17 protein-coding genes are annotated in these 22,991 nt (G+C 71.5%); 7 read left to right on the forward strand and 10 right to left on the reverse strand.

All coding sequences use genetic code 11. The features are described 5' to 3' along the window. Window positions 1-50: 50 nt before the first annotated feature. Window positions 51-896, forward strand: coding sequence for a transglutaminase family protein (locus V6R91_RS04900; protein WP_336394460.1), 846 nt, complete (start codon window positions 51-53; stop codon window positions 894-896). 33 nt (window positions 897-929) lie between these two features. On the opposite strand, the gene V6R91_RS04905 is transcribed toward V6R91_RS04900, so the two are convergent. Continuing rightward, window positions 930-1,112 (reverse strand): hypothetical protein, encoded by a 183-nt coding sequence (locus tag V6R91_RS04905; protein ID WP_336394461.1) that lies wholly within the window; start codon window positions 1,110-1,112, stop codon window positions 930-932. Window positions 1,113-1,261: 149 nt separating this feature from the next. Here V6R91_RS04905 and V6R91_RS04910 point away from each other — a divergent pair, with 149 nt between their 5' ends. Together V6R91_RS04910 and V6R91_RS04915 are read left to right on the forward strand one after the other, a co-directional pair. Further along, window positions 1,262-3,520 carry a beta-glucosidase family protein gene (locus tag V6R91_RS04910; RefSeq protein ID WP_336394462.1) on the forward strand — a complete coding sequence of 753 codons (2,259 nt, stop codon included), beginning with the start codon at window positions 1,262-1,264 and terminating at the stop codon, window positions 3,518-3,520. A gap of 74 nt (window positions 3,521-3,594) precedes the next feature. Beyond that, window positions 3,595-4,602: a LacI family DNA-binding transcriptional regulator gene (locus V6R91_RS04915; protein WP_336394463.1), complete on the forward strand. Its 1,008-nt coding sequence runs from the start codon at window positions 3,595-3,597 to the stop codon at window positions 4,600-4,602. Between the two features lie 27 nt (window positions 4,603-4,629). Here the strand turns inward: V6R91_RS04915 and V6R91_RS04920 are convergent, their stop codons facing one another. From V6R91_RS04920 to V6R91_RS04945, 6 genes are all read right to left on the reverse strand, one after another. Further along, window positions 4,630-5,619, reverse strand: coding sequence for a serine hydrolase domain-containing protein (locus tag V6R91_RS04920; protein WP_336394464.1), 990 nt, complete (start codon window positions 5,617-5,619; stop codon window positions 4,630-4,632). Further along, window positions 5,616-6,980: a rhamnulokinase gene (locus V6R91_RS04925; protein WP_336395044.1), complete on the reverse strand. Its 1,365-nt coding sequence runs from the start codon at window positions 6,978-6,980 to the stop codon at window positions 5,616-5,618. The genes V6R91_RS04920 and V6R91_RS04925 overlap by 4 nt, the downstream gene beginning before the upstream one ends. A gap of 184 nt (window positions 6,981-7,164) precedes the next feature. Next, window positions 7,165-9,201, reverse strand: coding sequence for a bifunctional aldolase/short-chain dehydrogenase (locus V6R91_RS04930; RefSeq protein WP_336394465.1), 2,037 nt, complete (start codon window positions 9,199-9,201; stop codon window positions 7,165-7,167). 45 nt (window positions 9,202-9,246) lie between these two features. After that, window positions 9,247-10,152: an alpha/beta hydrolase fold domain-containing protein gene (locus V6R91_RS04935; RefSeq protein WP_336394466.1), complete on the reverse strand. Its 906-nt coding sequence runs from the start codon at window positions 10,150-10,152 to the stop codon at window positions 9,247-9,249. Between the two features lie 101 nt (window positions 10,153-10,253). Next, window positions 10,254-11,423: an L-rhamnose isomerase gene (gene rhaI / locus V6R91_RS04940; RefSeq protein ID WP_336394467.1), complete on the reverse strand. Its 1,170-nt coding sequence runs from the start codon at window positions 11,421-11,423 to the stop codon at window positions 10,254-10,256. Next, window positions 11,420-11,833 (reverse strand): L-rhamnose mutarotase, encoded by a 414-nt coding sequence (locus V6R91_RS04945; protein WP_336394468.1) that lies wholly within the window; start codon window positions 11,831-11,833, stop codon window positions 11,420-11,422. The genes rhaI and V6R91_RS04945 overlap by 4 nt, the downstream gene beginning before the upstream one ends. A 182-nt stretch (window positions 11,834-12,015) precedes the next feature. Here V6R91_RS04945 and V6R91_RS04950 point away from each other — a divergent pair, with 182 nt between their 5' ends. Continuing rightward, on the forward strand, window positions 12,016-12,798 hold the full coding sequence (locus V6R91_RS04950; RefSeq protein ID WP_336394469.1) for a nucleotidyltransferase domain-containing protein: 783 nt from the start codon (window positions 12,016-12,018) through the stop codon (window positions 12,796-12,798). A gap of 12 nt (window positions 12,799-12,810) precedes the next feature. On the opposite strand, the gene V6R91_RS04955 is transcribed toward V6R91_RS04950, so the two are convergent. From V6R91_RS04955 to V6R91_RS04965, 3 genes are all read right to left on the reverse strand, one after another. Then, window positions 12,811-13,725: a carbohydrate ABC transporter permease gene (locus V6R91_RS04955; RefSeq protein WP_336394470.1), complete on the reverse strand. Its 915-nt coding sequence runs from the start codon at window positions 13,723-13,725 to the stop codon at window positions 12,811-12,813. Continuing rightward, window positions 13,722-14,639: a carbohydrate ABC transporter permease gene (locus V6R91_RS04960; protein ID WP_336394471.1), complete on the reverse strand. Its 918-nt coding sequence runs from the start codon at window positions 14,637-14,639 to the stop codon at window positions 13,722-13,724. The genes V6R91_RS04955 and V6R91_RS04960 overlap by 4 nt, the downstream gene beginning before the upstream one ends. 83 nt (window positions 14,640-14,722) lie before the next feature. Next, window positions 14,723-16,033 carry an ABC transporter substrate-binding protein gene (locus V6R91_RS04965; RefSeq protein WP_336394472.1) on the reverse strand — a complete coding sequence of 437 codons (1,311 nt, stop codon included), beginning with the start codon at window positions 16,031-16,033 and terminating at the stop codon, window positions 14,723-14,725. Window positions 16,034-16,298: 265 nt separating this feature from the next. Between V6R91_RS04965 and V6R91_RS04970 the strand changes: the two genes are divergently transcribed. From V6R91_RS04970 to V6R91_RS04980, 3 genes are all read left to right on the forward strand, one after another. Further along, complete coding sequence (locus tag V6R91_RS04970) at window positions 16,299-18,986, forward strand: family 78 glycoside hydrolase catalytic domain (protein ID WP_336394473.1); 2,688 nt, start codon at window positions 16,299-16,301, stop codon at window positions 18,984-18,986. Between the two features lie 49 nt (window positions 18,987-19,035). Next, window positions 19,036-21,861, forward strand: a complete 2,826-nt coding sequence (locus V6R91_RS04975; RefSeq protein WP_336394474.1) for an alpha-L-rhamnosidase — start codon at window positions 19,036-19,038, stop codon at window positions 21,859-21,861. 120 nt (window positions 21,862-21,981) lie between these two features. Then, window positions 21,982-22,989, forward strand: coding sequence for a LacI family DNA-binding transcriptional regulator (locus V6R91_RS04980; protein ID WP_336394475.1), 1,008 nt, complete (start codon window positions 21,982-21,984; stop codon window positions 22,987-22,989). The last annotated feature ends 2 nt before the right edge of the window (window positions 22,990-22,991 follow it).

Raw genomic sequence — 22,991 nt, forward strand, 5'->3', positions numbered from 1 at the left:
CGACAGGCTCACCAACCGGGGGCACACGCCCGCACGCGGAGGTGTCAGTCATGAAGCGACTGCGCATCGAGCACCAGACGGGCTTCAGCTACCACGGAGACGTGAGCGCGTCCTACAACGAGGCGCGCATGCTGCCCGGCTCCACCGACAGCCAGTTCGTGCTGAACTCATCGCTCGACATCGAGCCGTCGACCTCCGTCAACCAGTACGTCGACTACTTCGGCACGCGGGTGGCAGCGTTCGACGTGCTGTCGCCCCACGCGTCGCTCACCATCACGGCGCGCTCGCTGGTCGAGGTGCGTCCGCGACCGCTCGAGCACATCGACGTGACGTGGGACGGCCTCGCCCGCGAGTCGGGCCGTTCCATCGGGACGGTCGAGCAGCTGTCGCAGACGGGGCGCACGCGTCCGCACGCAGAGGTCGCCGATCTCGCGCGGTCGATCGCCGCCCAGCACGACCACCCGGGGCGGGCTGCGCACGCGATCGCGGTCGCCATCGGCGACGCCGTCGAGTACATGCACGGGATCACCGGGGTGCACTCCACGGCGAGCGAGGCGTGGGAGGCGCGCAAGGGCGTCTGCCAGGACATCGCGCACGTCACGCTCGGCGCGCTGCGCGAGGTCGGCATCCCCGCCCGCTACGTGTCGGGCTACCTGCACCCGCGTCCGTCGGCCGAGGTCGGCGTCGCCGTGACCGGCGAGTCGCACGCCTGGGTCGAGTGGTTCGCCGGCGAGTGGCAGGGCTTCGATCCCACGAACAACATCGAGATCGGCGACCGCCACGTGCTCGTCGGGCGCGGCCGGGACTACGGCGACGTGCCGCCGCTGCGCGGGGTGTACGCCGGCCCGTTCAAGTCGAGCCTGCACGTGAAGGTGACGATCACCCGCGAGGTGTGACGCCGCGCCCGCCGGACGTGAGTCCGACGCGGGTCAGACGGGCCGGTTGTCGGGGTCGAGGGTCTCGAGCATGTCCTCTTCGACCGCGTTGTCGGCCTCGAGCTGCTCCTCGGTCGTCGTGTCTCCACCGGTCGGGTTGCCGCCCCCGACTGTTCCGCCGGCGTCCGGGTTCGCCGCCTGGCCGGGCTGATCTTCGTCGCTTCGCCGTTCGTCCATGCCTCCCACGCTAACCCGCAAGAGTGAGGTTCGGCGTGCCACGACCGGACGACGATCCTTGACGTCCTTTCCGCGACGTGCCACCGTAGAGCGGTCTACAGTATGTAGAGCGGTCTACGGATCGCTCCTTCGATGGAGAGGGATCGACGATGACGTTGTTCGAGAACCACCGATGGGGGCGCGCCCGACGCGTCCGCCGACGGACCGCAGCGCTGCTCGTGAGCGCGAGCCTCGTGGCGACCGGCGCCGTGGTCGCGGCCGCTGCGCCCGCTGCCGCCGTGGACTGCAGCACGGTGCCGTGGATGGATGCCTCGCGCTCTGCGGATGAGCGCGCGCAGGCGCTGCTGGATGCCAGCTCTCAGCACCAGAAGTACCGCTGGCTCGTCGAGCAGCCCGCGAACGACCCGGCGCGCACCACCTGGAACCCCGGCTTCTCGGGCGAGGCTCCGGTCGTCTATCCGGCACAGGTGCCCTGCACGCCCGTCGTGATCTACGCGAACGGCCCGGACGGCGTCTACCTCTCGGCGGGGACGACCGCGTGGCCTGGTCCGATCGCGGTGGCCGCCACGTGGAACCTCGAGCTCGGCGAGCAGAAGGCCGTCGCGCACGGCAGCGAGTCGTTCGACAAGCGCAGCGCGGTGATCCTCGGACCGGGCATCGCGTCGGGACGCACGCCCCTGTCGGGCCGCGGCTCCGAGTACTTCGGCGAGGACCCGGTGCTGTCAGGTCTCATGGCGGCGGCGAACGTGCGCGGACTCGAGGACGGCAACCCCGACAAGCCGGTGATCGCCAACCTCAAGCACTACGTCGCCAACGAGCAGGAGGAGGCGCGGCAGTCGAGCTCGTCGAACATGGACGAGCGCACGTTCAAGCAGATCTACGATCTGCCGTACGAGATCGCCGTCCGCAAGAGCGACCCCGGCAGCCTCATGTGCTCGTACAACCAGGTCAACGGCGTGTACGCGTGCGAGAACGAGATCCTCACCACGAGCCTGCGGCAGGACTACCCGTTCGAGGGCTACGTGATGAGCGACTTCGGCTCGGTGCACTCGACGGCTCCGTCGCTGAACGCCGGGCTCGACCAGGAGCTCAACCGGCCGCGCTGGTTCACGCCCGCGCGCCTGGACGCCGCGCTGGCGGCGGGCGAGATCACGCAGGAGCGGATCGACGAGGCGGCCTTCCGCGTGGTGCGGTCGTACATCGCCGGAGGCCTCTTCGACCACCCGGTGCCCGCCGCCCCCGTGGCTGACGTCTCGACGCCCGCGCACAAGGCGCTCGCGCGCGAGATCGCGGAGCAGAGCACCGTGCTCCTCAAGAACGACGGCGCGCTGCCGCTCGCTGAGGGGGACCTCACCGTCGCGGTGATCGGACAGACCGCCTCCAGCATCCCGACCGACGGCGTCAGCGCCAAGACCGGCTGTGCGTGGGACTTCCCGTTCGGTCCCGGCGGGCCGGTGCTCAACTGCAACGCCCTCGTCGACCCGCTCACCGCGCTCACCGATCGGGTCGGGCAGGCGGGCGGACAGGTCGTATACGACGACGGTGCGGACGCGGCCACGGCGGCGGCCGTGGCATCCGCCGCCGACGTCGCGATCGTCTTCGGGCACTACACGATGGGCGAGAGCCAGGACCTGCCCGACCTGCGGCTGGACGGCAACGGCGACGAGCTGATCGCGGCGGTCGCGGCATCCGCTCCTCGCACCGTCGCGGTGCTCAACGCGGGGTCCGCGGTCGAGATGCCGTGGATCGACGACGTCGACGCCGTGTTCCACGCGTGGCACTCGGGCGAGCAGTTCGGCCCGGCGCTGGCGGCGCTCGTGTACGGCGACGTCAATCCGTCCGGGAAGCTCCCGATGACGTTCCCGGCCTCGCTCGCCGACACGCCGACGGCCGGCTCGGTCGCCCAGTATCCGGGCGTGCCGGACGCCGAGGGCATCCTGCAGGTCGACTACAGCGAGGGCCTGAAGGTGGGCTACCGCTGGTACGAGGCGGAGGGCATCGAGCCGCTGTTCGCCTTCGGCCACGGCCTGAGCTACACCGAGTTCTCGTACGACCACGTCACGGTGACGCCGAAGTCGACCACCGGCGACAAGGAGATCCGCGTGCGGTTCCGGCTCACCAACACCGGCGACGTCGCCGGCACCGAGGTCGCCCAGGTGTACCTGGAGCTTCCGGATGCCGCGGGCGAGCCGTCCAAGCGACTGATCGGGTGGGAGCGCGTGACGCTCGAGCCCGGTGAGCACCGCAACGTGCAGGTGACGCTCTCGGCCGAGGACCTCGCGGACATGCACCTGCTCGAGTACTGGAATGCGGACGCGTCGGCGTGGGTCACCACGCCCGGCACGCACACCGTGACGGTCGGCGGCTCGATCGACGCCGAGGCGGCGGCCTCGTTCTCGATCCGGTAGCTGACGGCACCGGGTGGGGCGGTGGCACCGGCCACCGTCCCATCCGGCGCGTGCGCCACCACTAGCCTCAAGTCATGACAGTCGATCGGCCCCGTGCGGCGACCATCGAGGACGTCGCCGCCGCAGCGGGCGTGTCACGCGCCGCCGTGTCGAAGGTGCTGCGCAACGCCTACGGCGTCAGCGACGCGATGCGCGAGCGGGTGACGGTCGCGATGACCGAGCTCAACTACCGTCCGCGGATCGCGGCGCGCGCGATGCGGGGCCGGACCTACACTCTCGGCATCGAGCTGCCGGACCTGGCGAACCACTTCTTCTCGCGCATCGTCCGCGGTGCCACGCGCGCGCTCGAGGGCACCCCGTATCAGCTCATCATCGCCCCCGCCGAAGCCGGATCCCGTGAAGGGCTGCGCGCGCTCGAGGCGCTCGTCGACCGCCAGGTGGACGGCCTCATCGCCGTCTCGCCCCGCGTCGACGAGGCGGGGCTGGAACGCATCTCGGCGTCGGTGCCGATCGTGATGTTCGGGCGGCACGACACGTCCGACCGCTACGACGTGGTCGCCGGCGACGACGCGGCGGGAACCCGTGCCGCGATGCGGCACCTCCTCGGCCTCGGGCACGCGCACATCGCGCACCTCACGCTGCCGGAGTCCGACCACGCCGAGCCGTTCCCGCACGGTGTGCGCCTGCGCGAGTACCTGACGGCCATGGCGGACGCCGGTCACCGCGAGCGCGCGGTCGTCTGGCGGACTGACGAGGGGGAGGGCCCGGCCTACGACGTGGTGCGGCGGATCCTCGCCGACGGCACCCCGGTGACGGCGGTGTTCGCCGCGCACGACGAACTCGCGTTCGGGGCGATGCGCGCGGCCGCCGAGGTCGGCCGGCCGCTCTCCGTCGTGGGCTACGACGACGTGCCGATGGCCTCGCACCCCGCCCTCGGGCTCACCACCGTGCACCAGCCGGGCGAGGCCATGGGGGCGCGGGCGGTGCAGATGCTCCTCGAGCGCTTCGCCGGCCGCACCGAGCCGGTGCACGAGGGGTTCGAGGTCGAGCTGCGCGTGCGCACCTCCACATCGGCGCCCTGAGCGGGGGTGGTCCGGGCAGGCCGCGGCTCAGACCCCGGCGACCACCGCGTTGTCGAGCTCGTCGAGGTCGACGCCCGGGCGCTCGGCCTGGTTCGTCAGCAGCACGAACGCGACGCCCGCCGACGGATGCACCCAGAACTCGGTGCCCGCCCAGCCGCCGTGGCCGAAGACGTCGCGGTCGATGAGGCCGGGGGCGCGGGTGCGCAGGTTCCAGGTGAAGCCCCAGTCCTGGCCGCGCTCGGCGGGATACGGCTCCAGCCGGGGGATGCCGCCGGTGAGCGGACGCAGCATCATGTCGAGCGTCGCCGGCTGCACGATGCCGCCCGTCTCGCCCCGGCGGATGCGCAGGAGGGCCGAGCCGAGCGCCAGCAGGTCCTCGGCCGTCCCGATGAAGCCGGCGCCGGGGTTGCGGTGACGTGCGAACCCGCGCATGTCGAGCCCCAGCCGCGCCGCGTCGACCACGGTGTGCGGGTCGGCGGCCGGGTCGAGGGTGAGTCCGTGGGCGCCGATGGTCGCGGCCCACGCCGTGACGTCGGCATCCCACTCCCATCCTGCGGTGCGGCGGACGAGCTCGGCGATGCCGTCGAACGCGACGGTGGAGTAGCGCGAGGCGGTGCCCGCGGCGAAGTCGCGGCCCGGGGCGAGGAGGGCGGCACGCAGGCCCTCAGCGGGGTCGAGGCTGGGCTCGCGGATCCCCGAGGTGTGGCTCACGAGGTGACGCAGGCGCACGACGTCGTCCCGCCCCGCGCCGAACCCGGGAAGGGCGGCGGCCAGCGGCGTCTCGGTGGTGAGGAAGCCGCGCTCGACGGCGCGGGCCGCCGTGAGCCCGGTGAGCACCTTGGTGATCGAGAAGAGCCAGTACGGGTCGCCGGTGCGCGCCGTGCGGCCGTTCGTCGCCCCGAACGCATCGAGCGCGACGACCCCGTCGGCGGTGGCGACACCCAGCACGGCGGACGGCAGGCGGCCTGCCTCGACATGCCGCCGCGCCCAGTCGAACGCGGCGCCGTAGCCGGTCATCGGCGCGGCTCGTAGCGTTCGGGCGAGACGGATGCCGCGACCACCTGCCGCAGGTCCTTCAGCGTCGCGCCGGGACCGAACCACCCGTGGGCGCGGGCCTGCACCAGCACGTTGCCGAGCGCCGTGGCCTCGACGGGACCGGCGAGCACCGGCAGTCCCGACCGATCCGCGGTCGCCTGGCAGAGCAGCCGGTTGAGCGCACCGCCGCCGACGATGTGGATCACGTCGATGTCGCGCCCGGTGAGCCGCGCCGCGGTGGCGACCGCGTCGGCGAACGCTTGGGCGATGCTCTCGACGATCGATCGGGCGAATGCCTCGCGCGTCTCGGGCACCGCAGCGCCCGTCTCGGCGATGACCGCGGCGATCCGGGCCGGCATGTCGCCCGGAGCCGACAGGCGGGGGTCGTTTGCGTCGAACAGCGGGATGTCGCCCGTCACGTCCGCCGCGTCAGCCAGGAGAGCCGGAAGGTCGATCGCGGCGCCGTCCTCGGCCTCCCACGTGCGTACGGCCTCGCTGAGCAGCCACAGCCCGGTGACGTTGTGGAGGAAGCGCACGCGCCCGTCCACGCCGCCCTCGTTGGTGAAGTTCGCCTCGCGTGCGGCGTCGCTCACGACCGGCTCGTCGAGCTCCACGCCGACCAGGCCCCACGTGCCGCACGAGATGTAGGCCGCGTCGGGCGTGCTGAGCGGCACGGCGACCACCGCAGAGGCGGTGTCGTGCGAGCCGACCGCGATGACCTCGAGGGGTGCGCCGACGCGCTGGCGCGCCTCACCGTGGAGGGTGCCCAGCACCGCGCCGGGGTCGACGAGAGGGGGCAGGACGGATGCCGGGATCCCCAGGCGTCCAGCCAGCTCGACGTCCCACCCGCCGGTGCGGACGTCGACCAGCCCGGTGGTCGAGGCGTTCGTGCGCTCGGCCACGCGGGTCCCGGTGAGGAGGAACGCGACGAGGTCCGGGATGAGCAGCGAGGCCTCGGCGTCGGCCAGCGCGGGCTCGACGGCGTACTGGTACAGCGTGTTGAAGGGGAGGAACTGCAGGCCGTTGCGGCGGTAGAGCTCGTCGAACGGCGCCTCGCGGTGGACGAGCTCGACCCCGCGGGCGGTGCGCTCGTCGCGGTAGTGGAACGGCTCGCCGAGCAGCTCCCCGCCGTGCACGAGCCCGTAGTCGACCGCCCACGAGTCGATGCCGATGCTGGCGATGCCCGGCTCGCGCCGGAACGCCTCGGCGAGCCCGTCGAGGATGTGGCGGTACAGCGCCGTGAAGTCCCAGTGCAGCCCGCCGTCGGGGCCGGGCACGGGACCGTTCGGGAAGCGGGCGACCTGCTCGAGGCGCAGCATCCCGTCCTCCACGTGCCCGAGCATGACGCGACCGCTCGTCGCGCCGAGGTCGACGGCCGCGACCACCCCGCCGGTCACCGCGGGCTCCGGCTCGCAGGAACGCCGTCGGCCGTCGAGATCGCCCGTCCTCGGCGAGCGACCACGTCCTCGGCGCCGACAGCGTGGTCGGTCGACGAGATCGCGGCATCTCGGCGCGCCCTCGCGGCGGTCATCGGAGGAACGCGGCGGCCACGCCGGAGTCGACCGGGATGTGCAGACCGGTGGTGCGCGAGAGCTCGGGACCGGTCAGCACGTAGACGGCGTCGGCGACGTTCTCGGGCACGACCTCGCGCTTGAGGATCGTGCGGTTGGCGTAGAACTGGCCGAGGTCCTCTTCCTTCACGCCGTAGGTCGCGGCGCGGTTGGCGCCCCAGCCGGAGGCGAAGATGCCCGAGCCGCGCACGACGCCGTCGGGGTTGATGCCGTTCACGCGCACGCCGTGCTCGCCGAGCTCGACCGCGAGCAGGCGCACCTGGTGGGCCTGGTCGGCCTTGGTCGCGGAGTACGCGATGTTGTTGGGGCCCGCGAAGACGGAGTTCTTCGACGAGATGTAGATCACGTCGCCGCCGAGCTTCTGCTCGATGAGGATCTTCGCCGCAGCCTTCGACACCAGGAACGAGCCCTTGGCCATCACGTCGTGCTGCAGGTCCCAGTCCTTCTCGGTGGTCTCCAGCAGCGGCTTGGACAGCGACAGCCCGGCGTTGTTGACGACGAGGTCGACGCCGCCGAACGCGAGCACGGCGGCATCGAAGGCGGCCTGGATCGCGTCGGCGTCGGCGACGTTCGCGGCCACGCCGATGGCGACATCCGCGTTGCCGAGCTCGGCCGCGGCGGCCTGCGCCTTCCCGAGGTCGAGGTCGGCGATCACGACGCACGCGCCCTCGGCGGCGAGGCGGGTCGCGATGGCCTTGCCGATGCCGGATGCCGCGCCCGTGACGAGCGCGATGCGGCCCTGGTGCGTCTTGGGCTTGGGCATCCGCTGCAGCTTCGCCTCTTCGAGCGCCCAGTACTCGATGCGGAACTTCTCGGCGTCCGAGATCGGGGAGTACGTCGACAGCGCCTCGGCGCCGCGCATGACGTTGATCGCGTTGACGTAGAACTCGCCGGCGACGCGGGCGGTCTGCTTGTTGGCGCCGTACGAGAACATGCCGACGCCGGGCACCAGCACGATGAGCGGGTCGGCGCCGCGGATCGCGGGGGACTCGGCGGTGGCGTGCGCGTCGTAGTACGCCTGGTAGTCGGCGCGGTACGCCTCGTGCAGCTCCTGCAGGCGCGCGATGGAGTCCTCCACGCTCGCGTCGGCCGGCAGGTCGAGGATGAGCGGCTTGACCTTGGTGCGCAGGAAGTGGTCGGGGCAGCTGGTGCCGAGCGCCGCCAGCTCGGGCGCGCGCTCGGAGGCGAGGAAGTCCAGCACGACGTCGGAGTCGGTGAAGTGGCCCACCATCGGCTTGTCGGTCGACGCCAGGCCGCGGATGGTCGGCGCCAGCGCGGCGGCCTTGGCACGGCGCTCGGTCTCGGGGAGTGCCTCGAAGCCCGCGCGAACGCCGCCGAAGGGGTCGGCCTTGCCGTTGCTCGCGATGTAGGCCGCGGCGGTCTCGATGATCCACAGCGAGTTCTGCTCGGCCTCGTCGGACGTGTCGCCCCACGCGGTGATGCCGTGGCCGCCGAGGATCGTGCCGATCGCCTGCGGGTTCTTCGCCTTGATGTCGGCGATGTCCAGGCCCAGCTGGAAGCCCGGGCGACGCCACGGCACCCACACGACCTTGTCGCCGAAGATCTCGGCGGTGAGCTGCTCGCCGTCGGCCGCGGTCGCGATCGCGATGCCGGAGTCGGGGTGCAGGTGGTCCACGTGCGCGGCGTCGACGAGGCCGTGCATGGCGGTGTCGATCGACGGCGCGGCGCCGCCCTTGCCGTGCAGGCAGTAGTCGAACGCGGCGACCATCTCGTCCTCGCGGTCGACACCGGGATAGACGTCGACCAGTGCGCGCATGCGGTCCAGACGCAGCACCGCCAGGCCCGACTCCTTCAGCGTGCCGAGGTCGCCGCCGGAGCCCTTGACCCACAGCAGCTCGACGGGCTCGCCGGTGACCGGATCGGTCTCGGTGCCCTTGGCCGACGTGTTGCCGCCGGCGTAGTTGGTGTTCTTCGGGTCGGCGCCGAGGCGATTGGACCGGGTGATGAGGTCGGTGACGGCCTGGTTGGTCATGATGCGGTTCCTTCTGCGCGTGCGGTTCGGGGGTTCGTTCGTCGGCTATGCCCGGCTCGGGGCTGATTCGGCGTGCGCCTGCGACGGCTGAACGGAGGGGGTGGAGGTGGGGGCGCCTGCCGGGAGGGCGGCGAGGCGGGCGGCGAAGCGGTCGATCGTGACGGAAGCCGCCGGCTCATGCGGCCGGTTGAGGTGGCCGTGCTCGGTGCCGAGCTCGGTGACGACGTCGACGGGGCGTCCGGCGGCGCGCAGTGACGCGGCGAACGCCTCACCCGACACGCGGAGCTCGTCGACGTCGCCGTTGACCATCAGCGTCGGCGGGAACTGCGCCAGGTCGACGGGTCGGGCGAGGCCGGGGATCGCGCCCAGCGGCGCGCGGTCGACCGGGCCGCCGAGGTAGTTCTCGTACATGCCGAGGACGGCGTCGGGGCCGAACCGGTCGGCGTCCGGACGGGCATCGAGCGCCGCGCGCAGCGCCGCATCCGGCGCGGGCTGCACTGCCAGCAGGGTCGGGTACGCCAGCAGCACCAGGGCGGGCATCGCCTGCGCCCGCCGCTCGATGAGGCGCAGCGTCGCCCCCGCCGCGAGGTTGCCGCCGGCGCTCGTGCCGCCGATCGCGATGCGGTCGCGTGCGATGCGCAGCCGGTCGGCGGTCTGGACGACCCACGACCAGGCCGCGAGCATGTCGTCGGAGCCCGCGGGGTAGTGGTGCCCCGGGCGCGCGGGCTCAGTGGGCCGCCACCCCTCGGGCACCGGAGCCAGTCGGTAGTCCACCGACACCACGGTGGTGCCGCGCGCGGCGAGACTGCGCGCGACCCAGTCGGACTCGGGCATGTCGAGGTCGCCGAAGGCGAATCCGCCGCCGTGCGCCCACACCAGGCCGGAGCCGTTCGGCTCGCGCGCCGGGTATACGCGCACGAGTCCATCGGCGGCGGAGTAGGGCTCGCTCATCTGCATCCTTCGGGATCTGCTCCCGGCGTCGGCGCCGGGATCGGGTGGTGCACCGGGGGCGCGAGGATCGGCATCCCACACCCCCGGTGGGTCTGGTGCGGTCAGGCTCCCCAGCCGGCCTGCGTGCCGCCGACGCGGTCCGCGGCGATCTGCTGCTGGTAGCCGGATGCCGCGTACGCGGCCATCGGGTCGGCGGCGAGCCCGCGCGACTCGCGCCACTGGGCGAGCGCCGGCCGCACGTCGGTGTAGAACGCGTCCATGAACACGGCGTTGGCCGCGAGGACGTCGTTCGCCTGCTGCGCCGCGGCGAGGGCGTCGCGGTCGACGAGGAGGGCGCGCGCCGTCATCTCCTGGACGTTGAGCACCGAGCGGATCTGGCCGGGGATCTTGTCCTCGACGTTGTGGCACTGGTCGAGCATGAAGGCCACGTCGGGGTTGTTCAGGCCGCCGCCGCGCACCACCTCGAAGATGATGCGGAACAGCTGGAACGGGTCGGCGGCGCCCACGATGAGGTCGTCGTCGGCGTAGAAGCGCGAGTTGAAGTCGAACGAGCCCAGCTTGCCGAGGCGCAGCAGCTGCATCACGATGAACTCGATGTTCGTCCCGGGCGCGTGGTGGCCGGTGTCGAGGCAGACCATCGCCTTGTCGCCGAGGCTTGCGACCTGTGCGTACGAGGTGCCCCAGTCCGGAACGTCGGTGTGATAGAACGCCGGCTCGAAGAACTTGTACTCGAGCACCAGGCGCTGCTCGTCCGACAGGCGGTCGTAGATCTGCTGCAGCGAGTCCTGCAGGCGGTCCTGGCGGGCGCGCATGTCACCCTGGCCCGGGTAGTTCGAGCCTTCGGCGAGCCAGATCTTGAGGTCCCGCGACCCCGTCTCGTTCATGATGTCGATGCACTCGAGGTGGTGGTCGATCGCCTTCCGGCGGATGCGGTCGTCGTGGTGCGTGAGCGCCCCGAACTTGTAGTCCTCGTCCTGGAAGGTGTTCGAGTTGATCGTGCCGAGGCTCACGCCGAGGTCCTCGCCGTGGCGGCGCAGGTCTGCATAGTCGTCGACCTTGTCCCACGGGATGTGCAGGGCGACGCTCGGCGCGAGCTTGGTGTAGGCGTTGACCTGGGCGGCGTCGGCGATCTTCTCGTACGGGTCGCGGGGCGTCCCGGGCGTCGTGAACACGCGGAACCGCGTGCCGGAGTTGCCGAACGCCCAGCTGGGCAGCTCGATGGCCTGGCCTTCGAGCGCGGACAGGATGTCAGGTGACAGCGTCGTCGTCATGATGCGGTGCCTTCTTCGTGGGCGGGGTCCGTCTGGAGCCTCTCGCTCGCCGCACCCCGGGCGGCGGTGAGCTGGTCGTGCAGGTTGAAAACCTCGGTGAGGGGCGTCGCCGACTGGTCGGGGCGTCCGTCGAGGCCCGTGAAGAAGCGGCCCATCTCGGCCTCCCACCGCGCGGCCACCTCGGACTGCGCCAGGTAGGCCTGGGCGGCCTCGTCGTCATCGGTCTCGTAGTAGCCGATGAGCCGGCCGCCCTCGCCGAGGAACAGTGAGTAGTTGCGCCGGCCGGCCGCCGCGATCTCCTCGAGCATCTCGGGCCACACCGGCGTGTGCCGGGCGATGTACTCGTCCAGCAGCTCCGGTCGCACCTGCAGCTGGAAGCAGACGCGCTTCGTCGCGGTCGGGCTCGTCATGAGTGTGGGGCTCCTCTGCGGTCGGCCGATCCCCTCGATGGGATCGCCCGCGGTATGAATCGTTTCAACGATAAAGGTCCGAAACGTTTTCCGCAACTGGGAAAGCGCTTCCCGTCGCATGCTACGCGAGGACGCCGGATGTGTCGATAGCGTGGGGAGGGATTCGATGCGAAGGAGCACGAGTGGAGCAACAGGAGCGGGCGCTCGCCGCCTACGTGGATTCGGTACGCGACGAGCCGGGCGTGCTCGGCGTGGTGCTCGTCGGCTCGGTGGCCCGGGGCCGGGAGCGCGAGGACTCGGACGTCGACGTGTACCTGGTGGTGGACGACGAGCGCTTCGCCGCCGAGACCGCGCGCGGCCGGTACGCCTGGGTCGAGCGACGGGATCTGGACTATCCCGGCTCGTACATCGACATCAAGCTCGTCAGCACGACGTACCTCCAGACGGCGATCGAGCGGGCCGACGACCCCACCCGCGCCTCCTTCGTCGGCGCGCGCGTGGCGTGGAGCGAGCTGGACGGGCTGGCCGACACGGTCGCCCGCATCCCGGTGCTCCCCGACGACGTCTGGGAGGAGCGCATCCGCTCCCACGTGGCGCAGGCGCGCCTCTACGGCGGCTACTTCCTGCGCCAGGCGGTCGAGCGTGGCGACGGATTCCTCCGCCGCCACGCCGGACTGCATCTCGCCCTGGCTGCGGCGCGGGCGGCGCTCGCAGCGAACCACGTGATGCTGCCCGGACCGAAGTATGTCTCGAAGCTGATGCTGACCGTCGACACGCCCGACGGCTTCGTCGAGGCGTGGAGCCGTGTCGTGGACGACCCCGACACGGACTCCGGCCGCGAGCTGCTCCGCATCCTCGATGAGTGGCTGGCGGGCGACCTCACCCCCGACGAGACGCTGTCGACCTTCATCCGCGACAACGAACTCGCCTGGCTCCGCGGGACCGTGCCCGCGGAGTTCTGGTGACACCACGCCGCATCACCCCTTGACCGCTCCGCTGGTCAAGCCTGCGACGATCTGCCGGTTGAAGAAGATGTACATGATCAGCGGCGGGATGGTGATGAGCAGGATGTCCATGAACAGCAGGTTCCACTGGCTGAGGTTCTGGCTCTGGAAGTTGTAGAGCGTCAGCTGGACCGTCGCGTTCGCGTCGCCGGGCAGGAAGTACAGCGGCCCGGTGAAGTCGTTGAACACGCGCACCGCCTGCACCACGATGATCGTCACCATGACCGGCTTCAGCAGCGGCATCACGACCGAGAAGAACAGCCGCATGGGTCCTGCGCCGTCGATGATCGCCGCCTCATCCAGCTCGCGCGGGATCGTCGCGACGAAGGCGCGGAACAGCAGGATGCAGAACGACAGGCCGAAGGCCGCCTCGATGAGGATCATTCCGGGCATGGTCTTGAACAGGCCGATCCCCTGCAGCACCCAGATGGTGGGCACCACGGCGGGCGGGACGATGAGGCCCGCGAACACGAAGAAGTAGACGATGCCGTTCCACCGCGACTTGCGGCGCTGCAGCACGTACCCGACGGCGGCCGAGAAGATCACCATGATCGCCACGCTCACGACGGTCAGCACCGTGCTGTTCCAGAACGCGCGCAGGATGATGTAGTCCCGCGTCTGCAGCACCGTGAGGAAGTTCTCCCACAGGTACCAGCCCTCCTGCGGCAGCGTGAACTCGAAGAGCGACGCCTCCTGGGGGTTCTTCGCCGCGGTCAGGAAGATGAACGCGAACGGCACGATGAAGACGATGATCGACAGGATGATCGCGATGACGCCGACGACGTACTTGCGGAGGAACTTGCGCAGCGTCAGCGGGCGGCGGTCCTCGCGGGGCAGTCGGCGCGCAGAGCGCGAGTCCGCGGTCGTGATGGTGCGCGTGACGGTCATGATTCCACCTGCCGACGGTTGATGGCCCAGAAGATCGGCACGACGATGGCCGTGACGATGACGAAGAGCACCACGTTGCCCGCCGTCGACAGGCCGTAGAAGCCCGCCTGGTACTGCTTGTAGATGACCGACGCGATGACGTCGCTCGAGAACCCGGGACCGCCCCTGGTCATCGCCCAGATGAGCTCGAACGAGCGGAGCCCGCCGATGAGGGACAGCAGCACGACGGTGCCGGTCGCCGGGGTGACGAGGGGGAGGGTGATGTTGCGGAACACCTTCCAGGCGCCGGCGCCGTCCACGCGGGCGGCCTCGAAGTACTCCTGCGGGATCGCGACGATGCCCGCGATGTAGATGAGGGTGGCGATGCCGACGCCCTGCCAGACATCCACCAGCGCGACGGAGTAGAGGGCGAGGGACGGGTCGGTGAGCCAGGCGGGACCCTGGATGCCGAAGATCGCGAGGGTCTCGTTGATGAGCCCGTCGAACGGGTCCATGAGCACCTTGAACGTGATGCCGACGCCGATCGTCGAGACCAGCACGGGGAAGAAGATCGTCGCCCGGAGGTAGCCGCGCCCGAGGATCGAGCCGGTCAGCAGCAGGGCCAGTGCGAGCCCGAGGACCACCTTGAGCCCGGACGTGATGAAGCCGTAGATGAACGTGTTGATGAGGCTCTGGTAGAGCATCGGCTCCGTGAAGAACGTCACGAAGTTGTCGAACCCGATGAACTCGACGTCGAACAGCGACCAGCGGGTGAGGCTGAAGTAGAAGGACGCGAACGTCGGGACGGCGAACAGGACGATGAAGAGGATCCCGGCCGGCACGTAGAACCAGAGCGGGTACATGCTCCCGATCGTCCGCCGTCTGCGTGGCGGGGGAGCGGCGGTCTGCGGTGGGGCGGGTGCGAGCGTCGTCATGTCATCTCCATTGATGTGGGGAGGGGGCCGCGCCGCGGACGACGCGACCCCCGAATCGGATGCTGTTCAGATCCGCTGCCGGCTCACCAGCCTTCGAGGCCGAGCTGCTGCGCCTGCTTGACGACATCCTCGTCGTACAGGGCGGCGCCGTCCTCGGCCGTGCTGATGCCCGAGCCCACCTGGACGGTGATGTTCTCGAGGTTCGGTCCCTTGATGGGCGACAGGAACTCCAGCGCCGGGTTGGTGTTGCCCTCGTCGAAGTAGACCTGCATGTCCTTCAGCAGCCCGGGCACGTCGCCGGGAAGCTCGCAGGCGTTCGCGTACGGCCCGCTGGGCACCATCGCGGTGTTCTGCACCTCGCAGCCGGCCTCGGTCTGGGTGAACGCGACGAACTTCTTCGCCGCCTCGAGCTTGTCGCCCTCGGTCGTCTTCGGGATGTAGATCGCGTTCGGCAGCCACACCGTGAGCTTGGTGTCGGCCGCGTCCTGGGCGGGCAGCGGGAAGACGCCGACGTCCTCGAGCTCGTCGGGGTTGTTCTGCGAGATCGTCGAGACGATGCCGGTGAGGATCGGGTAGTGCGCGCCCTCGCCGGTGGCGACCATGCGGGCGCCGTCGTCGAACAATGCCGACCCGAAGTCCTCGTTCCACCATCCGGCGTCGAAGCCGGCCTGCTGGTTCGCGAAGCCCTGGATGCCCGGCTCGTCGACGTACTTGCGGTTGCCCGCGGTGTACTCCTCGGCCCAGTCGGGGTCCTGCGCGAGGACGTTGCCGAAGTCGCCGAGCACGAAGAGCTGGCTCGTCCAGGTGTCGCCGTAGGTCTGGATGACGGGGGCGATGCCGGCCGCCTTGATCGCCTCGTTGTTCGCGGCGAACTCGTCCCACGTCGTGGGCACCTCGAGGCCGAGGTCGGCGTAGATCGCCTTGTTGTAGACCACGGCGCCGGCCTGGGTGGCGCCCCACGGCGCGCCGTAGACGCCGTTGTCGGTGGAGACCACGGCGGTCATCGTGTCGATGAGGTCGCCGGTCCAGTCCTGGTCGTCGAGCGGCACGAGGTTCTGGTCGGGGTTGAGCGCCTGGAACAGCGAGCCCGAGTTGTAGTGGAAGACGTCCTCCATCTCGCCGGTGGCGAGCTTCGTCTTCATCAGGTTGTCGCCCTCGGTGCCCGCCGGCTGCGTCTCGAGGCGCACCGAGATGTCGGGGTTCTCCTCCTCGAACGCCTCGATGAGCGCCTCGGCCGCGGCGACGTTCGCCTCGGCGTTCTGCGTCAGGTACGTGATCTCGACCGTGCCGTCCTCGGATCCGCCGCCACCGGCGCTGCACGCCGCCAACGGAACGGCCAGTGCCACGATGCCCGCGCCTGCGACGAGCACTCTCCTGGTCGGGGAGCTCTTCATCTTTACCTCCTTGTAAAGCCGAGCGGATGATCCGCCCACGCTGCCGGATTCCCTGGTGCTTCGTCGGATGGAGTCCCATGCCATCCGACATTGAAACCATTCAACTCTCGTAAGCTACGGCCCATCCGCGCCGGGGTCAACAGCGGGTTTGAAACGTTCAGTCACGATCGTGTAACGGTCTACACTTTGGTTGACATCCAACCCTGAATCGTTTCACGATGGTCCCGCGGGCCGCGACGCTGCCGCCCGCCGAAAGGATCCGGCCATGACGGCTCTTCCCCCCGCCGACGCGCTCGACGCTGCGACCCGCGTGGTCGGCCTCCGCACCCAGCACGGTGACGCCCTGCTCGGGGTTCCCCGCCGCGGCCTGCGCCTCAGCTGGCGCGCCGAGACCGACGACCCCCGCGCCCGCATCGTCGGATATCAGCTCTCGCAGGGCCGGGAGGGTGCCGCGCTCGCCGCCGCGGAGCCGGTGGCCGATGCGCGGACCGTGGGCGTGCACGTGGCCGGCGAACTCGCGCCCGGGGAGCGCGCGGCCTTCGCGGTGCGCCTGGCGACCACCAACGGCTGGTCCGACTGGAGCGAGCCGCTCGTCGTCGAGGCGGGCGTGGACGGCCCCGATCTGGAGGCATCCGTCATCGGCGCCGACGGCCCGGCGGACGGCCCCGTCCCGCTGCTGCGCACGGAGTTCGCGCTCAAGCGCGTCCCGTCGGCGGCGCGGCTGCGCCTGAGCGCCCTCGGCCTCGTCGACGCCTGGATCAACGGCGTGCGCGCGACCGACGCCCACCTCACGCCGGGGTGGACGTCCTACCAGGAGCGCATCCTCGTCGACACGCTCGATGTCACCGGGCTGCTGCACGAGGGCGTCAACGTGATCGTCCTCGCCGTCGCCGACGGCTGGTACCGCGGCAGCTTCGGCTTCGCGCGGCGGCAGGCGATCTACGGCGACCGCACCGGCGCGCTCGCCCAGCTCGAGGCCGACGGTGCGATCGTCGCGAAGACGGATGCGTCGTGGCGGGCCGGTTTCGGCGCGCTGCGCAGCGCGAGCATCTACGACGGCACCGTGACCGACCTGCGCCGCCACGACCCCCGCATGCACGAGCCGGGCTACCGGGGCGACGGCTGGGTGGCGGCATCCGTCGTCGAGATCGACCCCGGCCGGTTCGAGCCTCGCTCGGCGCCGCCCGTGCGCACCGTCGCCGAGCTGCCGATGTCGGTCGCCGGGCACGACGGCCGCGCGCGGCTGGACGGCGGGCAGAACATCTCCGGCTGGGTCCGGCTGGTGGTGCGCGGCCGCGCCGGCGACGTCGTGACCGTGCGTCACGCCGAGGTGCTCGAGCCTTCGGGGGACCTGCACCTGAAGGCGCTGCGGTCGGCCAAGGCCACCGACGTCTACACGCTCGACCGCGACGGCGAGCAGGTGCTCGAGCCGGCGTTCACGTTCCACGGGTTCCGCTACGCCGACGTCGAGGGCGCGGAGGTCGTCTCGGCGACCGCCGTCGCGATCTCGAGCGACCTCGCCGTGCGCAGCTCGTTCCAGTGCTCGCACGAGGCCCTCGACCGGTTCCACTCGAACGTGTACTGGTCGCAGCGGGACAACTTCGTCTCGGTGCCCACCGACTGCCCGCAGCGCGACGAGCGGCTCGGCTGGACCGGGGACGCCCAGGCGTTCGCGGCGACGGCGAGCACGCTGCTGGACACCCAGGCGTTCTGGCTCTCGTGGCTGCGCGACCTCGAGATCGATCAGACCGACGACGGTGGCGTGCCCGCCGTCGTCCCCGACATCATCCGCCCGCAGGACATGCTGATGGGCGGCCTGCAGACGCCCAACATGGGACGGGCCGGATGGGCGGATGCCGCCACCATCGTGCCGTTCGCGGTGTACGAGTCGTACGGCTCGACCGAGGTGCTCGAGCGCCAGCGCGACAGCATGCGCCGATGGGTCGAGCACCTGCGCCGGCGGGCCGGCGACGACGTCGTGCTGGCGCCCGGCGACTTCCAGTTCGGCGACTGGCTCGATCCGGACGCGCCCGGGGACCGGCCGTGGGAGGCGAAGGTGTCGAGCGACTTCGTCTCGAACGCGTTCTACGCCCGCTCCGCCCGCCTGCTCGCGCGCGCCGAGCGGATCCTCGGCGACGAGGACGGTGCCGCCCGGTACGACGAGCTGGCCGACCGCGTCGCCGCGGCGACGTTCGAGCGCTGGGGCGAGGACGCCGTCCTCACCCAGAGCGGGGCCGCGATCGCCCTCCAGTTCGGCCTCGCGCCGGCCGCGCGTCGCACCGAGATCGCGGCGGGGCTCGCCGAGAACGTCCGCCGCGAGCACGGCCGCATCGCGACCGGCTTCCTCGGGACGCCGCTGGTGCTGTTCGCGCTCTCGCACAGCGGGCACCTCGACGAGGCGTACACCATGGTCCTCCGCCGTGAGGCGCCGTCGTGGCTCTACCAGGTCGATCGCGGCGCGACGACGGTGTGGGAGCGGTGGGATGCGATCCTGCCCGACGGCAGCATCCACTCCGGCGCGATGGACGCCCTGCCCACCGAGGACGCGTCGGAGGCGGACACCGGCATGCTCTCGTTCAACCACTACGCGTACGGCGCGATGATCGACTGGGTGTACCGCACGGTCGCCGGCCTCGCGCCCGACGCCGACGACCCGGGCTACCGCACGGTGCACGTCGCGCCGCGGCCGGCCGACGGTCTCGACCGGGCTGCGGCGTCGATCGAGACGCCGCAGGGGCGCCTCGCCATCCGATGGCGCGTCGAGGGCGACGTCTTCGAGGCGACCCTCGAGGTGCCGTTCGGCTCCCGCGCCCTGCTGGACCTTCCGGTCACGGCCGCGTCGACCGCGACGGTGGACGACGCCCCGGCGCCGGCCGAGCTCGGCCACGGCATGCACCGCATCCGCGTCACGGCCCCGGCGATCGCGCATCCGGTCGCCGTCGTGCCCGCCTGACACCCCCCACACCGACCCCGCCCCACTGCCGACAACCCCGAGGAGTGCCATGAGCAGCCCCGTTCCCCACATCGTCATCGACGCGCCGTACCGCAGCGACGTCGTCGCGTCGCCCGCGCCCGAGATCGGCTGGCGCACCGACACCGACGCCCCAGGCTGGCTCCAGGCGTCGGCCGACGTCGAGATCACCCGCGGTGCCGAGGCGTCGCAGCACCGCATCGAGGGACGTATGTCCACGCGCGTGGCGTGGCCGTTCGCCCCGCTCGCGCCGCGCGAGGAGGCGACGCTCCGCGTGCGGGTCACCGGCGAGGACGGCGTGACGGGCCCGTGGAGCGCGCCGCGGCGCGTGTTCGCCGGCTTCCTCGGCGAGGGCGAGTGGCAGGCGACGGCGATCGGGCTGGCCTCCCCGTCGCAGACGGCGCAGCCGGTCTGCCTGCGCGCCGAGTTCGACGTCACCGGACCCGTCGCCCGCGCGACCCTGTACGCGACGGCCGTCGGGGTGTACCAGGTGGCGATCGACGGGACCGACGTCGACGACCAGGTGATGAAGCCCGGCTGGACGCCGTACCAGCACCGCACCATCCACGAGACGACCGACGTCACGGCGCTCCTCGCCGAGGGGCGCAACGCCATCGGTGTGCGGCTCGCGGGCGCGTGGGCGACCGAGCGCTACGGCTTCCGCGAGAACGCCCGGCCGCTCTACGCCGAGCAGCCCCGCTTCGCCGGTCAGCTGCTCATCGAGTACGCGGACGGGTCGTCCGAGTGGGTGACGACGGATGCCTCGTGGCAGGCGTCGACAGGGCCCATCACGGCGAGCGGCCTGTATGCCGGGGAGGACCACGACGCACGCCGCGCGCTCGTCGACGCCGACGGCCGCGGCTTCGCGCAGCCCGGCTACGACGCGTCCGCGTGGAGTCCGGCCGCAGAGCTCGAGGCGATCCGCACGCCGGAGGCGCGGGTGTCGCCGTTCGTGCGCCGGCTCGACGAGCTGACGGTGCAGGAGGTGATCACGACGCCCAGCGGCAGGACGGTGCTGGACTTCGGGCAGAACCTCGTCGGGCGCCTCCGCATCCGGGTCGAGGGACCGGCGGGCACCGAGATCACGCTGCGCCACGCCGAAGTGCTCGAGCACGGCGAGCTGGGCACGCGCCCGCTGCGCGCGGCGGCGGCCACCGACCACTACACGCTGGCAGGCTCCGGCGTGGAGGAGTGGGAGCCCGAGTTCACCTTTCACGGGTTCCGCTACGCCGAGGTCGACGGCTGGCCGGGCGACTTCGACCCGTCCGCGGTGACGGCCGTGGTGATCCACAGCGACATGGAGCGCACCGGCTGGTTCGAGGCATCCCACCCCCTCGTCAACCAGCTCCACGAGAACATCGTCTGGGGCCTGCGCGGCAACTTCCTGTACCTGCCGACCGACTGCCCGCAGCGCGACGAGCGCCTGGGCTGGACGGGCGACATCCAGGTGTTCGCCCCGACCGCGTCGTTCCTCTACGACGTGCGCGGCTTCCTCGACTCGTGGCTGCGCGACCTCGCGCTGGAGCAGGTCGACGGCGTCGTGCCGTTCGTCGTGCCCAACGCGCTCGGCGCCGCGCGTCCCGCCGCCGCGTGGGGGGATGCCGCCACCATCGTGCCGTGGGTGCTCCACGAGCGCTACGCCGATGTCGCGACCGTCGAGCGCCAGTACTCCAGCATGAAGGGCTGGGCGGACGTGCTCATCGAGCTCGCTGGGCCCCGGCGCCTGTGGGAGGGGATGTTCCAGTTCGGCGACTGGCTCGACCCCGATGCTCCGCCGCACCTGCCCGCCAACGCCAAGACCGACGCCGACATCGTCGCCTCGGCCTACCTCTTCCGGTCCGCGGACGCCGTCGCCCGCGCGGCGGCACTGCTCGGGAGGGATGAGGAGGCGCGTGACTACGCCCGGGTCGCCGAGGAGGTGCGCGCGGCGTTCCTCGCCGAGTACGTGACGCCGGCCGGACGCATGATGTCGGACGCCCAGACCGCGTACGCGATGGCGATCGTCTTCGAGATCGCCCCGCCCGAGCAGCACGCGCAGCTGGGCGAGCGGCTCGCCGAGCTCACGCGGCTCTCGGGCTACCGCATCGGCACCGGGTTCGTCGGCACGCCCATCATCCAGGACGCGCTCACCCGCACCGGCCATCTCGAGACGGCGCGACGCCTGCTGGTGCAGACCGAGAACCCCTCGTGGCTGTACCCGGTGACGATGGGCGCCACGACGATCTGGGAGCGCTGGGACTCGATGCTGCCGGACGGCTCCATCAACCCGGGCGAGATGACGTCGTTCAACCACTACGCGCTCGGCGCGATCGGCGACTGGCTGCACCGGGTGGTCGCAGGGCTCGCGCCGGACGCGCCCGGCTATGCGCGGATCCGCATCGAGCCGCAGCCGCTCGCGGAGTTCGACCACGCCTGGGCCGAGCACCTCACGCCGTACGGGACCGCGCGGGCCGGCTGGACGCGTGGCGACGGCGTCCTGCGCGTCGAGGCTGTCGTGCCGCCGAACACGACGGCCGTGGTCGTCCTGCCCGACGGCCGGCGGCTGGAGGTGGGTGCAGGCACCCACGAGTGGGAGATGACGGATGCCGCGCCCGCCGCGCCGGCATCCCGCATCGGTCTGGACTCGACGCTCGCCGCCGTCATCGACGACCTCGAGGCGTACGAGGCGGTCGGCCGCGTGCTGGAGGCGGTGGACCCCGAGAAGGCGCACGCGTTCCGGACCCACACGCGGTGGTCCTCGCGGCGGGAGCTCGGAGAGGCGCTGTTCATGCACGCCGGTCCCGAGACGCAGCAGGAGATCGCCGAGCGCCTCGCCGCGCTGTCGGCTCAGCGCGAGAAGGCGCACGCGGATGCCTGACCCGGCGTCTGCCCGGGGGAGCCGTCCGGCGCCGCGCACGGCGTCGCGGCGGCCCCTCGGGCGCCACCGCGCGCCGGTGCCCTACACTCGCGGACAGCAAGAGGAAGCACTGGGGGATCCATGGTGGTGAGCGTGCGCGATGTCGCGGCTGCGGCATCCGTCTCCGTCGGAACGGTCTCGAATGTGCTCAACCGTCCCGAGAAGGTCTCGCCGTCGACCGTCGAGCGGGTGACGCAGGCGATCGAGGAACTGGGCTTCGTGCGCAACGACGCCGCACGCCAGCTGCGGGCGGGACGCAGCCGCAGCATCGCGCTCATCGTGCTCGATGCGGGCAACCCGTTCTTCGCCGAGGTGGCCCGCGGCGCCGAGGACCGCGCGGCGGAGTCCGGCATGAGCGTGCTGCTGGGCAACAGCGACGAGCGCCCCGACCGCGAGGACGCCTATCTCGAGCTGTTCCGCGAGCAGCGGGTCAACGGCGTGCTCCTGACGCCGGTGCACGGTGACCTCGACCGCCTCGACCGGCTCCGCAGCGGCGGCGTCCCCGTCGTGCTCGTCGACCACGAGGATGCCGAGCGCGGGTTCGCCTCGGTGTCGGTGGACGACGTCGAGGGGGGCTACCTCGCCGTCTCGCACCTGCTGTCGACCGGACGGCGACGCGTCGCGTACATCGCCGGTCCCCTCACCATCCGTCAGGTCGCCGACCGCCTCGAGGGCGCCCGCCGGGCCATCGCCGAGGTCGAGGGCGCGACGCTGGAAGTGGTCGAGATGTCGGCGCTGACCGTCCTGCAGGGACGCGAGGCGGGTGAGCTGCTCCGCGCGCGGCCGGCCGAGGAGCGGCCGGACGCCGTCTTCACCGCGAACGACCTGCTCGCCGTCGGCGCGCTGCAGGCCTTCTCGCTGATGTCCGACCTCCAGGTGCCGCGCGACATCGCCCTCATCGGCTACGACGACATCGACTTCGCCTCGGCCACGGTCGTGCCGTTGAGCTCGGTGCGCCAGCCCGCCCACCTGATCGGCTACACCGCGGTGGACCTGCTCCTGAAGGAGCAGGAGGATGCCGGCGGCGCGCACGAGCGCACGGTGCGCTTCCAGCCCGAGCTCGTGGTCAGGGAGTCGACGGCGGGCTAGGT

It is taken from the genome of Microbacterium sp. CCNWLW41, assembly GCF_037083505.1.

Bases quoted from the DNA above. Each gene is read 5' to 3' on its own strand.
- V6R91_RS04910 (WP_336394462.1), top strand. From the start codon at position 1,262: ATGACGTTGTTCGAGAACCACCGATGGGGGCGCGCCCGACGCGTCCGC.
- V6R91_RS04945 (WP_336394468.1), bottom strand. From the start codon at position 11,833: ATGACGAGCCCGACCGCGACGAAGCGCGTCTGCTTCCAGCTGCAGGTG.
- V6R91_RS04960 (WP_336394471.1), bottom strand. From the start codon at position 14,639: ATGACGACGCTCGCACCCGCCCCACCGCAGACCGCCGCTCCCCCGCCA.
- V6R91_RS04935 (WP_336394466.1), bottom strand. From the start codon at position 10,152: ATGAGCGAGCCCTACTCCGCCGCCGATGGACTCGTGCGCGTATACCCG.
- V6R91_RS04905 (WP_336394461.1), bottom strand. From the start codon at position 1,112: ATGGACGAACGGCGAAGCGACGAAGATCAGCCCGGCCAGGCGGCGAAC.
- rhaI (WP_336394467.1), bottom strand. From the start codon at position 11,423: ATGACGACGACGCTGTCACCTGACATCCTGTCCGCGCTCGAAGGCCAG.
- V6R91_RS04975 (WP_336394474.1), top strand. From the start codon at position 19,036: ATGAGCAGCCCCGTTCCCCACATCGTCATCGACGCGCCGTACCGCAGC.
- V6R91_RS04900 (WP_336394460.1), top strand. From the start codon at position 51: ATGAAGCGACTGCGCATCGAGCACCAGACGGGCTTCAGCTACCACGGA.
- V6R91_RS04970 (WP_336394473.1), top strand. From the start codon at position 16,299: ATGACGGCTCTTCCCCCCGCCGACGCGCTCGACGCTGCGACCCGCGTG.
- V6R91_RS04955 (WP_336394470.1), bottom strand. From the start codon at position 13,725: ATGACCGTCACGCGCACCATCACGACCGCGGACTCGCGCTCTGCGCGC.
- V6R91_RS04925 (WP_336395044.1), bottom strand. From the start codon at position 6,980: ATGCTCGGGCACGTGGAGGACGGGATGCTGCGCCTCGAGCAGGTCGCC.
- V6R91_RS04920 (WP_336394464.1), bottom strand. From the start codon at position 5,619: ATGACCGGCTACGGCGCCGCGTTCGACTGGGCGCGGCGGCATGTCGAG.
- V6R91_RS04965 (WP_336394472.1), bottom strand. From the start codon at position 16,033: ATGAAGAGCTCCCCGACCAGGAGAGTGCTCGTCGCAGGCGCGGGCATC.
- V6R91_RS04930 (WP_336394465.1), bottom strand. From the start codon at position 9,201: ATGACCAACCAGGCCGTCACCGACCTCATCACCCGGTCCAATCGCCTC.
- V6R91_RS04980 (WP_336394475.1), top strand. From the start codon at position 21,982: ATGGTGGTGAGCGTGCGCGATGTCGCGGCTGCGGCATCCGTCTCCGTC.
- V6R91_RS04915 (WP_336394463.1), top strand. From the start codon at position 3,595: ATGACAGTCGATCGGCCCCGTGCGGCGACCATCGAGGACGTCGCCGCC.